The following is a 12,673-nucleotide window of genomic DNA, read 5'->3' as shown; positions in this document are numbered from 1 at the left end:
AGGCGGCGGGGTCAGGTGGCGGGGTCAGGCGTCGAAGCCGGCGGCCGGCCGCTTGGGCGCCCGCAGCCGCCAGGCGTCGGTCAGCAGCTCGCCCATCTCCTCGGCGTCCACGGCCCCGAGCCGCACCAGCACGGCGGCGGACCCGTCGTAGTGCGGGGTCGTGAAGAACGCGGCCGGTTCGGCCGCGATCAGCCCCGCCTTCTCCTCCTCGGAGCCCACCGGCAGCACCAGCACGTCGCCCTCCTCACGCACCCGGGCGTACCACTTGCCGCGGATGTAGAAGGCGGGCGTGCCGTACATGGTCCTCTCGACGGTCCCGGGCAGCGCCAGGGCGAGCCGGCGTACGTCGTCCTCGGTCACCATGCCCACACGATACGCACCGCCGGACGAGCGGCAAGGGGCGCGTCGCGGCTGGTGACGCGCCACTTGTCCGCACGCCCCCTGGCCACAGGTCAGGCTTGCGCGCATAGGCGCCCGGCCGTGTGACAACGCACGGCCCTCGTCTCGGCGAGCCGTGCGGGCAGGCGTCGTGTTGTGTCTTCGGACCCTGTTTTTTGGAAGGTACGCCTTGTTGCTTTGGAAGGTACGCCTTGTTGCTTTGGAACGTACCCCGAACTCGGCCTTTTGACGGTGTCTAAAGGGTGAGGCTTGGCTTGAGCTGCTTGAAGCGGGCCAGCAGCCCGTTCACGAACTGCGGCGACTCGTCCGTGGACAGCTCACCCGCCAGGTGCACCCACTCGCTGATCACCACACCCTCGGGCACGCCGGGCATCCAGAGCAGCTCGTACGTGCCCCCGCGCAGCAGGTTGCGATCGACGGCGGGCATCCGGTCGAGGGTCCAGCCCTCGGCGTAGGTGGTGATCAGCTCGTCGATGCGCGCGTGGTGTCTGGCGACGCCCTCGACGATGGTCGAGGTGTATTCGTTCACCGGGGGCTCCTGCCGCTCCACGCGTTCGGCGAGGATCTTCAGCGGATCCTCGCTGCGCAGCTCGGCCTCGAAGAGGATGTCAAGCGCCCGCCGGCGTGCTTTGCCGCGTGCCGACACCTCAGGCCCGGCCGAGGTAATCGCCGCTGCGGGTGTCGACCTTGACCTTCTCGCCGGTGGTGATGAACAGCGGCACCTTGATCTCGGCGCCGGTCTCCAGCGTGGCGGGCTTGGTGCCGCCGGTGGAGCGGTCGCCCTGCAGGCCGGGCTCGGTTTCGGCGATGGTCAGCTCGACCGCGGCGGGCAGGTCGACGTAGAGGGCCGAGCCCTCGTTGAACGCGACCGTGGCCAGAGTGTTCTCCAGCATGTAGTTGGCGGCGGTGCCGACGGTGTTGTTGGGCACGTTGACCATGTCGTAGGTCTCGGTGTCCATGAACACGAAGTCGTCGCCGTCCTTGTACGAGTACTGCATCTCGCGCTTGTCGACGTTGGCCACGTCGACCTTCACGCCGGCGTTGAAGGTCTTGTCGACGACCTTGCCGGAGAGGACGTTCTTGAGCTTGGTGCGCACGAACGCGCCACCCTTGCCCGGCTTGACGTGCTGGAACTCGACCACGGCCCAGAGCTCACCGCCCTCGAGCTTCAGCACCATGCCGTTCTTGAGGTCGTTGGTCGTCGCCACTCGTTCTTCTCCCGCGTGCGGCCGCTCTAAAGGACGAGCAGCTCCTTGGTCGTCTTCGTGAAAAGTTCCGGCCCGCCCTCACGTGTCACCAGGGTGTCCTCGATGCGAACCCCGCCCCGGCCCGGGAGATAGACCCCGGGCTCGACGGTGATCGGAACTCGATCCTCTAGTCTACCGGTCCGCGAAGGGCCGAGGAACGGCTCCTCGTGGATCTCCAGGCCGACTCCGTGTCCCAGCCCGTGCCGGAAGCGGCTCCCGTACCCCGCGTCCTCGATGACGGTACGGGCCGCCGCGTCCACCTCCCTGGCCCCCGCGCCCGGCGCGAGCGCGTGCCTGCCGGCCCGCTGCGCCTCGGCGACCAGGTCGTAGATCTCGCGCTGCCAGTCCGTCGGCGGGCCCAGGCAGACCGTCCTGGTCATGTCGGCGTGGTAGCCCTGGTAGCGGGCGCCGAAGTCGATGGTGACCAGATCGCCGGCGCGCAGCTCCCTGCCGGAGGGGGCGTGGTGCGGGATCGCGCCGTTCTCGCCTGCGGCCACGATCGTGTCGAACGCGGGCTTGTCGGCGCCCAGCTCGGTCATGCGGTTGTCGAGGAGGCGGGCGAGGTCGCGCTCGGTGATCCCCGGGACGATTTTCCCTGAAATATCGGCAAATGCCTGGTCGGTGATCTCGCAGGCCGTACGGAGGAGTTCCAGCTCGCCGTCGTCCTTGACCGCCCGCAGCAGCTCCACCACCGGCTCCAGCGGCACCAGCCCCCCGCCCAGGCGCCGGTACGTGGCCACGCTCATCCACGCCGCCTCGATCCCGGCCCCCGGCTCCACCAGCGCGCTCTCCACGTCGTACGCCTCGACCGACGGCACGTCCAGCGTGCGGGCCACCTCGATGTAGCGGTTGTCGGTCGCCAGCAGCGCGGTGCCGTCGGCCCTGACCAGGACGGCGGCGTTCGAGCTGACCAGCCCGGTGAGGTAGCGGACGTTCACGGGCGAGGTGACGAGCAGGGCGGTCACCTCGCGGGCGGGCAGCAACCCGGCGAGGCGGGCCCGGCGTGCCACGTAGTCGACGCTCATGGCGCCAATGTACGTGTTCCGCCCCTGGCGTCACTATCGCCCGCCACCCGGCCGAGCCCGCCTGGAGCTCCTAGTCGTCCGGCAGCCGCCAGTCGTCCATGACCTGAGCCGCCGGCCCGGACCCGCCCATGTCGCCCTTCTCCTGCGCCCGCCTCAGGTCGTGGTAGACGCCGGCGACCTGGTCGATCCCCGCGTCGATGCGGCCCTCCTCGAACTTCCTGGCGGCCTTCCTGATCTTGTCGCGGGCCTTGCCGGCGACCTTGGGGTCGATCGCGCCCATGGCCTGCTGGGCCATCAACGCCTCGTCGAACTCCGACAGCCACTTGCGCCAGCCGCCCGGCGGCATCGCCTCGCCCAGGGTGGCCTTGGGCTGGACCGTCTCGCGCAGCGAGGTCGGTCCCAGGGTGCTCACCAGGCCGGGCGTGGCGTCCGGCGTGGGCTCCTCGGTGGGGAGCGTGCTCGGCAGCGTGGTCGGCAGTGTGCTCGGCAGCGTGGTCGGCTCGGCGGTCGGGGTGGAGGCGGTCAGCGGCTCCTCCTTCCTCGCGCCCGCCCACATCACCATGACGACGGTCACCACCGCGATGACCACCACGGCGGCGCCGAGCTGGAGGATGAGCTTGCGGTTCGACGCCGGGGCGGGCTCGAGGTCGCCCGCCTGGTAGACGGCGGTGTCACCGGCCCTCGGAGGCGGCCCGCCGTGCCCGGGAACCTGGAAGACCTCGGTCGATCCGTCGCCCCCGAACGTCCCGGCCGCGCCGCCCGGCCCACTGGACGGCACGCCGCCGTCCCGGAAGGAAACGCCCGTCACCGGCATGGCCGCCCCGGGCGGAGGCGACCCGGCGGGAGCCGCCCCGGGGTGGGCCGCCCCAGGGTGAAGCGACCCGGGGGGAGCCTGCCCGGGCCCGGGCGGCATGGGTGGCGCCGCGGCGGGCGGCGCGGCCGGGTTGGCGCGCGGCCGCGCGATGGCGGCCAGCGCCCGCCGGATCGCCTCACCGCTGCCGGGCCGCTGCGCGGGATCCTCGGCGATCATGGCCAGCACGAGCCGATCCAGCTCCGCGGACACCTCGGCCCTCGACGCGCTCGGCGGAGCGGGCACACCCCGCCCGGAAGCGCCGCCGGAATCATCCCCCGCCTCGTCGCCGAAGGGCGGGCGGCCGCACAGGAGCTCGTAGCAGACGCACCCCAGCGCGTACAGGTCCCCGGCGGCCGCGGCCTCCTGCCCCGCCACCCGCTCGGGCGCCACGTACCGCGGGTCCCCCGGCACCCGGTCGTCCATCCCGAACCCGACGACCTTCAGCACCCCGCTCCCGGCCATCCGGAAGCTGTGCGGGGCGACGTGCCCGTGCACGACCCCCGCCCGGTGCGCGGCGTCGAGCCCGGCCGCGGCCTGCCCGATGAGGTCGCACACCTCGACGATCGGCAGCGGACCGCGCGCGGCCAGCTCCTCACCCAGGCTGGGGCCGGTGAGGAACTCCATCACCAGGAACGGCGCCCCGTCATGGTCGCCGACGTCCAGCACCATGGCCACGTTCGGATGGATGACCCGGGCCACGGCCTGGGCGTGCTGCCTGAGCACCTCCCGGGTCGCACCCCCCGCCACCCGGGCGCCGAGCACCTTCACGGCCACGACCCAGTCGGCCCGCGTGTCGTACCCTCGCCACACCTCACCCATCGGCCCGCTGCTGATGCGCTCGTCGAGCCGATACCGGTCAGCGACCAAGGACGGCGTCGCGTCGGACATATCCCCGCCAATTACTCGAAAATCAGGATTTCCGACCACCATAGGGCCCCGCAGACACTGCCGCCCCATCATCCCGCCCGGCGGGATGATGGGGCGGGATGATGGGGCGGGCCGGGCGGCGAGGTCAGGCCGCCGCGGGCTGCGGCACGCGCCCCACCGGCGCGGCGACGTCCAGCGGCTGGGGAGGCGCGTTGAAGACGGCCTCGTCCAGACGGCCCTCCGAGCGCGCCACCAGGACGGGGACGACGAGCTGCCCCGCGACGTTGGTCGCGGTGCGGATCATGTCGAGGATCGGGTCGATGGCCAGCAGCAGGCCGACGCCCTCAAGGGGCAGCCCCAGCGTGCTGAGCGTGAGCGTCAGCATGACGGTCGCGCCGGTCAGGCCCGCCGTGGCGGCCGAGCCGACCACCGACACGAACGCGATCAGCAGGTAGTCGCCGAACCCGAGGGGCACGCCGAACACCTGGGCCACGAAGATCGCGGCCAGCGCCGGGTAGACCGAGGCGCACCCGTCCATCTTGGTGGTGGCGCCGAACGGCACGGCGAAGGAGGCGTAGTCGCGGTCCACGCCGTTGCGCTCGACGGTGACCCGCTGCGTCAGCGGCAGCGTGCCGACGGACGAGCGGGAGACGAAGGCCAGCTCGATCGCGGGCCACGCGTTGCGGAAGAACTGGACGGGGTTGACCTTGCCCCACACGGCCAGCACCGTCGGGTAGACGGCCAGCAGCACGATGAAGCAGCCGATGTACACCCCGGCGCTGAACTTGGCCAGCGGCGCCAGCAGGTCCCACCCGTACGTGGACACGGCCTTGCCGATCAGGCCCGCGGTGCCGAGGGGGGCCAGGCGGATGACCCACCACAGCGCCTTCTGCACCAGCTCCAGGACGGAGCGGGCAAGGTTCAGGAACGGTTCGGCCTTCTCGCCGGCCGCCAGGGCCGCCGCGCCGAGCACGACCCCCAGGAAGACGATCTGCAGGACCTTCACCTCGGTGAAGGCGGTGACGATGTTGGTGGGCAGGATGCCGGTGACGAAGTCGAGCCAGGTGCCCGCGCCCTCGGTGTCCACGGCCTTGGCGGCGGCGGTGTCGAGGGTGACGCCCTGGCCGGGGTTGATGAGCAGGCCGAGGCCGATCGCGAGCGCCACCGAGACGAACGCGGTGACGAGGAACCACAGCAGCGTCTTGGAGGCGAGCCTGGCGGCGCCGTTGACGTTGCGCAGGTTGGCCACGCTGACCAGTACGGCGGTGAAGACCAGGGGCGGCACGGCGAGCTTGAGCAGCTGGACGAAGATCTGCCCGATCCGGGTCAGCGTCTCGGCCAGCCAGGCCACGTCCCAGATCTTGGCGACGAAGCCCAGCGCGATGCCGGCCGCGAGGCCGGCCAGCAGTTGCAGGGAGAAGGAGAATCTCTTCATGGGTGGGGGAAGCTCCCGGGAAAGGGCATGCCGGCCCGCCGCGCGAGCGGGCATGCCAGGTGAGGAAGGGGTGGTCGAGGCTGACGCGGTTCAGCGACAGAGCGATCCGTGCAACCGGCACAGATCGATGTGCAGCCGCTCGACGAGCCACACGAACACCAGGGAGAACCTCACGAGCTCCCACAACACCCGTTAAAACGGACGTATTCCACTAAAGGGTGTGACTCACCCCACAATGTCCTTGATCAGCTCAATCAGCCGCACCCGCTCCTCGTGCGTCCTGCCGAGCGGCGCCACGTTCAGCGTGGTCACCCCGGACTCCTTCATCGCCTGGACGCGGTCGCGCACGAACCCCTCGCTGCCGATCAGCGACATGCTCTCCAGCAGCTCGCCGGGCACCAGGGCGGCCGCCTCGTCCTTCTTGCCCTCGAGGTAGAGGTCCTGGATCCGCTCGGCCTCCTTCTCGTAGCCGTAGCGCCTGGCCAGGTCGTTGTAGAAGTTGCGGCCCTTGGCGCCCATGCCGCCGATGTAGAGGGCCGCCATCGGCCGCCCGAACTCCAGCAGCCCGGCCACGTCGTCGCCGATCGCCAGGGACGCCTGCGCGATCACGTCCAGCTCGCCCAGCTCGGGGTCGCGCTTCTCCTTGCCGGCGGCCAGCGACCGGCCCCACACGTCGGCGGCCTTCTCGGGCACGTAGAAGATCGGCTCCCAGCCCTCGGCCAGCTCGGCGGCGAGCTCGACGTTCTTGGGCCCGATGGCGGCGATCACGATCGGGATGCGGGGCCGTACCGGGTGGTTGATGAGCTTCAGCGCCTTGCCCAGGCCCGTGCCCTGGTCGGGTGGGAGCGGCAGCGTGTAGTGCTTGCCCTCGTGCACCAGGCGCTCGCGCCGCCACACCTGGCGGCAGATCTCGATGACCTCCCTGGTACGCCCGAGCGGCGCCGTGTACGGCACCCCGTGGAAGCCCTCGATCACCTGCGGCCCCGACGCGCCGAGGCCGAGCGTGAAGCGCCCGTCGGAGACGTAGTCCAGGCCCGCGGCCGTCATGGCCAGCAGCGTCGGCGTGCGGGAGTAGATCGGCAGGATGCCGGAGGCGATCTCCAGCCGCTCGGTCCTGGCCGCGATGTACCCCATCTGGCTGACGGCGTCGAAGCTGTAGGCCTCGGCCACGAAGACGATGTCGAGCCCGGCCTTCTCGTAGTCCGCCAGCTCGGCCACCGTCTCCTTGAAGCCGCCCGAGTAGTTGAGTGCCATACCGATGCGCATGCCGGGCTCCCGATGAAACCGAATGATATTCCGTTGCGACGCGAACAGGCTATCGCGTCGGCGTGGCGGGCAGGGAGCCACTAGCCTGGATCAGGTGCTGAGTCGGCTGGTCGTCATCGTGTCCGCCGTGGTCGCCGTGGCCATGGCCGGACACCAGCTGATTCCTGCGCTCGGCGGGTTCACGCCGGTGATGGAGAGCCTGCTGCCCTGGCTGGGGGTGACCGTCCCGCTGCTGCTCCTGGCCGCCGCGCTGGCACGCTCCAGGGCGGCCGTGATCGCGGCGCTGGTGCCCGGGGTGGTGTGGGCGGCGATGTTCGGCTCCACGCTGCTGCGCACGCCGCCGGGCGGCCCGAGCGACCTGGCCGTCGGCACGGTCAACGTGGGCGTGACCAACAACGCCTCGGGCGAGGCCGTCCGCATGATCGCCAAGGACCTCGACCTGCTGGCCGCCCAGGAGCTGACCAGCGGCGGCCCCGCGGCCAAGCAGCTCAACAAGATGTTCAAGTACCACTATCCGGTCAGCACGGTCGGCCTGTGGAGCCGCTACCCGATCAGCGAGCCCAAGCCGCTCGACATCGGCCTGGGCTGGCCGCGGGCGCTGCGCGCGGTGGTCGCCACCCCCAAGGGCAAGGTGACCGTCTACGTCATGCACCTGGCCTCGGCCCGCCCCGGGGAGACCGCCTCGCGCGACGTCTCTCTCGCGCACGCGCGACAGCTCATCGACGACGACCCGAGCAAGCGCATCCTGCTGCTCGGCGACCTCAACACCGCCACCACCGACCGGGGCATGCGAGGGCTGACCCCGCCGCTGAGCGACGCGCAGATCGTGGCGGGCGACGGGTTCGGGTTCACCTGGCCGTCCGAGTTCCCGATCACCCGGCCCGACCACATCCTGTTCAAGGGCATGACGGCGACCAAGGCGGGCGTCGCCCCCGCGACCGGCAGCGACCACCGCGCCGCCATCGCCTCACTGCGACTCTAGGTGCGGCTCCAGCAGCCGCAGGTCCTGGGGCGTGTCGATGTCGGCCGGGTCCCCGTGCTCGTCGCACGGCACCTCGGTGACCAGCTCGGGGTGCGCCTTCATGAACGGCCGCGCCCCCACGTCCCCCACGGCCAGCTCCGCCACCTCGGCGAAGTGCCCGCGGGCGATCAGCACCGGGTTCCTGCGCCTCCCCTCGTAGGTGGCGACCGCCAGCCCGGCGCCCGAGGCGATCAGCGCCCGTACCGTGCCCGGGCCGATGAACGGCTGGTCGACCAGCGCGATCACCACGGACTCGGCCTCCTGCGGCAGCGCGGCGAGCCCGACCCGCAGGGACGAGCCCATGCCGGACGCCCAGTCCGGGTTGCGCACGGTCACCGCGCCGCGCACCTGCACGGTGGCCGCGCCGAGCACGACCACGACGGGATGGCAGCCGCCCTCCTCCAGCAGCCGCACGCCGCGGTCGACCAGGCGCTCGCCCGCGTACTCGACCAGCGCCTTGGGCGTGCCCAGCCGGGCGCCCTCCCCCGCGGCCAGCAGCAGCCCGGCCACCTTGGCGCTCTTCATGCGCCCTCGTGGTGAATGCGGCCCTCGGTGCTGGACAGCGGGCGGCCCGAGCCGCCCCAGCGGAGCTGGATCAGCTCGGCGGCGATCGACACGGCCGTCTCCTCGGGGGTGCGCGCGCCGAGGTCGAGCCCGATGGGCGAGCGCAGCCTGGCCAGCTCCGCGTCGGTGAGCCCGGACTCGCGCAGCCGGGCGAGCCGGTCCTCGTGGGTGCGGCGCGAGCCCATGGCGCCCACGTACCCGGCGTCGGTGCGCAGGGCCACCTCCAGCAGCGGCACGTCGAACTTGGGGTCGTGGGTGAGCACGCAGATCACCGTGCGCTGGTCCACCTGGACGGAGGACAGGTAGTCGTGGGGCCACTTGACCACGACCTCGTCGGCGTCGGGGAAGCGCTTGGCGGTGGCGAAGATCGGGCGCGCGTCGCAGACCGTGACGTGGTAGCCGAGGAACTTGCCCACCCTGGCCACCGCCGCCGCGAAGTCGATCGCCCCGAACACCAGCATGCGCGGCGGCGGCGCGAACGACTGCACGAACACCGCCAGGTCGTCCAGGCGCCGCTCACCCTCGCCGCCGTAGTGCCTGATGCCGGTCAGGCCCTGGGCGAGCATGCCGCGCGCGTCGTCGTCCACGGCCTCGTCGAGCCGGTCGAGCCCGAGCGTGCCGGACGAGCGGTCCGGCCAGATGACCCGGCGGGCGCCGATCTGGCCGGGGCCGGAGACGATGGTGGCGACGGCCACCGGCTCGTGCGCGTCCACGGACATCGCGATCTCCCCCAGCTCGGGGTAGGTCTCGATCGAGATCGGCTCGACGAGGATGTCGATGATGCCGCCGCAGGTGAGCCCGACCGCGAACGCGTCGTCGTCGCTCACGCCGTACCGCTGCAGGACGGCCTCGTCGACCTCGGCGGCCAGCTCGAACACCGCGCCCTCGACGCACCCGCCGGACACGCTGCCGACCACCTCGTCGCCGCGCACCGCCATGGCCGCGCCCGGCGGCCTGGGCGCGCTGCTGAACGTGCTCACCACCGTCGCCAGCCCGAACTTGAGCCCCGACCTCCACCACCTCATGATCTCCGGCAGCACGTCACGCATGGGCCAGCCTTTCGCTGAGTCGCTCGTAGGCGGCCAGGCTGTGCCCGGCCACCAGGTCGTCCACGTACGGCAGGGCGGCCCGCATGCCGCCCGTGAGAGGCTGGTAGTCCTCGTACCCCTTGTGCGGGTTGACCCAGATCACCCGGTGCGCCTGCCTGGCCAGCCTGGCCATCTGCGCCCCCAGCAGAGCGGGGTCGCCGCGCTCCCACCCGTCCGAGGCGATCACGGCTGTCGCCCCGCGCGCGCTGTAGCGGGACAGGTACTCCTTGAGCTCGTCGCCCAGCCGGGTCCCGCCGCTCCAGTCGGGGATGGCCTTGGAGACCTCGTTGAGGGCGGTGCCGGGGTCGCGGTGGCGCAGCTCGGCGGTGAGCGGGGTGAGCCTGGTGCCGACCGAGTAGACCTTGGTGGCCCGGGGCTCGCTCCTGACCAGCGCGTGGGCGAAGCGCAGCAGGGTCTCGGCGTACGGGGCCATCGAGCCGCTGACGTCCACGAACAGGACGACGGTGCGCGGACGGGTGGTGTGCCTCTTGTGCCGGAGCCGGGCGATGTCGCCCTTCCTGAGCGCGTCGCGGATGGTGCGGCGCGGGTCGAGCACGCCCCGGTGGGCGCCCTCGAAGCGGCGCGAGCGCCGTCGCTCGCGGCCGCACCTCAGCATGGCCAGCATCCGGTGCACCTCGGCCCGCTCGGCCTCGGTCAGCCGGGCCACGTCGCGGTGCCGCAGCACCTCGGCCCGGCTCGCCGTCGCGGGCGCGGCCGTCCCCTCGTCGCCGCCGTCCGCCTCGCCGCGCGTCTCGGCCGCCAGGTGCCGGGTGACGCTGGTCGTGCTCGTACGGGCGACGCTCGCCCGTACGCCGCCGAAATACGCGGCGAAGCACCGGTCGTAGCGGGGCAGGTCGTCGGGTGTGGCGCAGAGCGTGAGCCGCCCGGCCCAGTAGACCTCGCCGGAGTCGGCCACGTCGAGGTGGTCGAGCGCCCTGAGCATGTTCTGGGTCCGCTCGTGGTCGGCGGCGACCCCGGCCGCACGCAGCGTCCTGGCGAACGCCGTCATCGTGGCGACCAGCTCATCCATGGGCCAGCAGTCCGTTGCCGAGCACGTTCGAGACGTCCTCCCGGTATTTCAGGGCCGCCCCCAGGGTCGCCGCGGCCAGGGCGGGATCGAGCTCCTTGGCCCCCAGCGTCAGCAGCGCCTCGGTCCAGTCGAGCGTCTCGGCCACGCCCGGCGGCTTGACCAGGTCCGCCTGCCGCAGCCGCTCGGCCGCCCGCGCCACCTGCACGGCCAGCGTCTCGGTGCAGCCGGGCAGCCGGCGCAGCAGGATGGCGACCTCGCGGTCGAAGCTGGGGTGTTCGAGCCAGTGGTAGAGGCAGCGCCGCTTGAGCGCGTCGTGCACCTCGCGCGTCCTGTTGGAGGTGACCACGACCACCGGCGGCTTCGTGGCCTTGACGGTCCCGAGCTCGGGGATGGAGATCGTGAAGTCGGAGAGCACTTCGAGCAGGAACGCCTCGAACTCGTCGTCGGCCCGGTCGATCTCGTCCACGAGCAGCACGCTCGGCTGCGTCTCGATGGCCTTGAGCAGGGGCCGCGCGATCAGGAACCGCCTGTCGTAGATCTCCCCCTCCAGCCGGCCCACGTCGGTGACGCCCGCGGCCTCCGCGGCCTTCAGGTGGAGCAGCTGGCGCGCGAAGTCCCAGTCGTACAGCGCCTGGGCGGCGTCCAGCCCCTCGTAGCACTGGAGCCTGATGAGGGGCGCCTTGAGCAGCGTCGCCAGCGTCTTGGCGAGCTCGGTCTTGCCGACTCCCGCCTCTCCTTCGAGGAAGAGCGGCCGGCCCATCCTCAACGCCAGGAAGGCCGCCGTGGCCAGCCCTTCGTCGGCCAGGTAGGCGTGCCGGTCGAGGAGCTCGATGAGCTTGGCCGGCGACTCGATGTCCATTGCCCTGATTGTCCGCCGCAGCACTCCTTCAGGCTACGTCGACACCCGGTCCGGCGATATTCGCCCGCCGACCATGACACGGGGTCATCGACCGGCTACTTCTCGCGAGCCTCGCCGCGCTCCCGGATCAGGGCCTCCAGCTCGGCCGTGGCCCGGATGGCGCGGGCCTTCTCCGAGCCCTGGATGCCCATGGCCCCGATGGTGCGCCCGTCGGAGGTGTCGATCTTCGGCCAGGGGTCGCCCACCAGCAGCGTGACCTCCAGGATCTCCGGCCACGAGTAGCGGTGGGTGCGGGCGGCGTTGACGATGGTGACACCCTCGTCGTCCGCCTCCACCCGCACCCGCCCCAGCATGTGCAGCACGAACGCCACCGCGCACCCGAACGCCACGATCGCCAGCCGGTCGGGCAGCTTGAACGGCTCGGCGATGAAGACCGCCATGATCACCGACCCGAGCACGATCACGGCGGCGGAGCCGTACGCGACGATCCGCGGTCTGCGGGGACGCCAGGTGACGGGCAGGGACGGTGGAGTGATCGGCTCGGGCACGAAGGAAACCTACCGCAGGCTAGTGGAGGTCCCGCAGGAGGAGGGCGGTCTCCAGCGCGGCGACGGCCGACTCGTATCCCTTGTCCTCCTTGCTGCCCGGCAGGCCCGACCGATCGAGGGCCTGGTCCAGGGTCTCGCACGTGAGGACGCCGTTGCCGACGGGCGTCTCCTCGTCCAGCGAGATCCGGGTCAGGCCCGCGGTCACCGAGTCGCAGACGTAGTCGAAATGGGCGGTCTCGCCCTTGATGACCGCACCCAGCGCCACCACCGCGTCGCAGCAGCGGGCCAGCGCCTGGGCGACCACCGGGATCTCCAGCGAGCCCGGCACCCGCACCACGGTCGCCGTGGCGCCGCTGTCGTCGCAGGCCTGCAGGGCCCGCGCCACCAGCTGATCGGTGATCTTGGCGTGCCAGCTGGCCGCCACCACCCCCACGCTCAGCCCCGAGGCGGGGGGGGGCCGGCAGCCCCGCC

At 71.9% G+C, this 12,673-nt stretch carries 15 protein-coding genes; 1 reads left to right on the top strand and 14 read right to left on the bottom strand.

Annotated elements, in window-relative coordinates:
• Positions 1-24 precede the first annotated feature (24 nt).
• The 8 genes from ACWEPL_RS56495 to ACWEPL_RS56460 all read right to left on the bottom strand — a co-directional run bounded on the left by ACWEPL_RS56495 (position 25) and on the right by ACWEPL_RS56460 (position 7,092).
• Entirely contained in the window at positions 25-363 is a 339-nt protein-coding gene (locus ACWEPL_RS56495; RefSeq protein WP_452441515.1) for an MmcQ/YjbR family DNA-binding protein, read from the bottom strand.
• 271 nt (positions 364-634) lie between these two features.
• A complete protein-coding gene (gene nusB / locus ACWEPL_RS56490; RefSeq protein ID WP_357728756.1) occupies positions 635-1,045 on the bottom strand; it encodes a transcription antitermination factor NusB in 411 nt (136 codons plus the stop codon).
• Between the two features lies 1 nt (position 1,046).
• A complete protein-coding gene (gene efp / locus ACWEPL_RS56485) occupies positions 1,047-1,607 on the bottom strand; it encodes an elongation factor P (protein WP_350729143.1) in 561 nt (186 codons plus the stop codon).
• 26 nt (positions 1,608-1,633) lie between these two features.
• Positions 1,634-2,671, bottom strand: coding sequence for a M24 family metallopeptidase (locus ACWEPL_RS56480; protein ID WP_363963667.1), 1,038 nt, complete (start codon positions 2,669-2,671; stop codon positions 1,634-1,636).
• A gap of 70 nt (positions 2,672-2,741) precedes the next feature.
• On the bottom strand, positions 2,742-4,412 hold the full coding sequence (locus ACWEPL_RS56475; protein ID WP_452441512.1) for a serine/threonine-protein kinase: 1,671 nt from the start codon (positions 4,410-4,412) through the stop codon (positions 2,742-2,744).
• Positions 4,413-4,536: 124 nt separating this feature from the next.
• Positions 4,537-5,826, bottom strand: a complete 1,290-nt coding sequence (locus tag ACWEPL_RS56470) for a dicarboxylate/amino acid:cation symporter (protein ID WP_355191708.1) — start codon at positions 5,824-5,826, stop codon at positions 4,537-4,539.
• A 90-nt stretch (positions 5,827-5,916) separates the two neighbouring features.
• A complete protein-coding gene (locus tag ACWEPL_RS56465; protein WP_350729229.1) occupies positions 5,917-5,979 on the bottom strand; it encodes a putative leader peptide in 63 nt (20 codons plus the stop codon).
• Positions 5,980-6,051: 72 nt separating this feature from the next.
• Positions 6,052-7,092, bottom strand: a complete 1,041-nt coding sequence (locus tag ACWEPL_RS56460) for an LLM class F420-dependent oxidoreductase (RefSeq protein WP_350729135.1) — start codon at positions 7,090-7,092, stop codon at positions 6,052-6,054.
• 94 nt (positions 7,093-7,186) lie between these two features.
• Between ACWEPL_RS56460 and ACWEPL_RS56455 the strand changes: the two genes are divergently transcribed.
• On the top strand, positions 7,187-8,074 hold the full coding sequence (locus tag ACWEPL_RS56455) for an endonuclease/exonuclease/phosphatase family protein (protein ID WP_452441510.1): 888 nt from the start codon (positions 7,187-7,189) through the stop codon (positions 8,072-8,074).
• On the opposite strand, the gene ACWEPL_RS56450 is transcribed toward ACWEPL_RS56455, so the two are convergent.
• The 6 genes from ACWEPL_RS56450 to ribH all read right to left on the bottom strand — a co-directional run bounded on the left by ACWEPL_RS56450 (position 8,060) and on the right by ribH (position 12,641).
• Positions 8,060-8,638: a nucleotidyltransferase family protein gene (locus ACWEPL_RS56450; RefSeq protein WP_452441508.1), complete on the bottom strand. Its 579-nt coding sequence runs from the start codon at positions 8,636-8,638 to the stop codon at positions 8,060-8,062. The two genes, ACWEPL_RS56455 and ACWEPL_RS56450, sit on opposite strands and share 15 nt — an antisense overlap.
• Positions 8,635-9,726, bottom strand: coding sequence for an XdhC family protein (locus tag ACWEPL_RS56445; protein ID WP_452441507.1), 1,092 nt, complete (start codon positions 9,724-9,726; stop codon positions 8,635-8,637). Before ACWEPL_RS56445 ends, ACWEPL_RS56450 begins: the two co-directional genes overlap by 4 nt.
• Positions 9,719-10,795: a vWA domain-containing protein gene (locus tag ACWEPL_RS56440; protein ID WP_452441505.1), complete on the bottom strand. Its 1,077-nt coding sequence runs from the start codon at positions 10,793-10,795 to the stop codon at positions 9,719-9,721. The genes ACWEPL_RS56445 and ACWEPL_RS56440 overlap by 8 nt, the downstream gene beginning before the upstream one ends.
• The gene (locus ACWEPL_RS56435; RefSeq protein ID WP_363963654.1) at positions 10,788-11,654 is read right to left on the bottom strand and encodes an AAA family ATPase; all 867 of its coding nucleotides are present in this window, start codon (positions 11,652-11,654) and stop codon (positions 10,788-10,790) included. Before ACWEPL_RS56435 ends, ACWEPL_RS56440 begins: the two co-directional genes overlap by 8 nt.
• Before the next feature lie 95 nt (positions 11,655-11,749).
• Complete coding sequence (locus ACWEPL_RS56430; RefSeq protein ID WP_452441503.1) at positions 11,750-12,202, bottom strand: PH domain-containing protein; 453 nt, start codon at positions 12,200-12,202, stop codon at positions 11,750-11,752.
• Positions 12,203-12,221: 19 nt separating this feature from the next.
• Positions 12,222-12,641: a 6,7-dimethyl-8-ribityllumazine synthase gene (gene ribH / locus ACWEPL_RS56425; protein WP_452441525.1), complete on the bottom strand. Its 420-nt coding sequence runs from the start codon at positions 12,639-12,641 to the stop codon at positions 12,222-12,224.
• Positions 12,642-12,673: the final 32 nt, after the last annotated feature.

It is taken from the genome of Nonomuraea sp. NPDC004186 (assembly GCF_053603495.1).
Note: the sequence above shows the minus strand (reverse complement) of the source record. Positions and strands in the feature narration are given on the sequence as shown.

Coding starts and splice junctions, on each gene's coding strand:
- ACWEPL_RS56475 (WP_452441512.1), bottom strand. CDS start 4,412: ATGTCCGACGCGACGCCGTCCTTGGTCGCTGACCGGTATCGGCTCGAC.
- ACWEPL_RS56450 (WP_452441508.1), bottom strand. CDS start 8,638: ATGAAGAGCGCCAAGGTGGCCGGGCTGCTGCTGGCCGCGGGGGAGGGC.
- ACWEPL_RS56440 (WP_452441505.1), bottom strand. CDS start 10,795: ATGGATGAGCTGGTCGCCACGATGACGGCGTTCGCCAGGACGCTGCGT.
- ACWEPL_RS56435 (WP_363963654.1), bottom strand. CDS start 11,654: ATGGACATCGAGTCGCCGGCCAAGCTCATCGAGCTCCTCGACCGGCAC.
- ACWEPL_RS56470 (WP_355191708.1), bottom strand. CDS start 5,826: ATGAAGAGATTCTCCTTCTCCCTGCAACTGCTGGCCGGCCTCGCGGCC.
- ACWEPL_RS56495 (WP_452441515.1), bottom strand. CDS start 363: ATGGTGACCGAGGACGACGTACGCCGGCTCGCCCTGGCGCTGCCCGGG.
- ACWEPL_RS56480 (WP_363963667.1), bottom strand. CDS start 2,671: ATGAGCGTCGACTACGTGGCACGCCGGGCCCGCCTCGCCGGGTTGCTG.
- ACWEPL_RS56460 (WP_350729135.1), bottom strand. CDS start 7,092: ATGCGCATCGGTATGGCACTCAACTACTCGGGCGGCTTCAAGGAGACG.
- ACWEPL_RS56445 (WP_452441507.1), bottom strand. CDS start 9,726: ATGCGTGACGTGCTGCCGGAGATCATGAGGTGGTGGAGGTCGGGGCTC.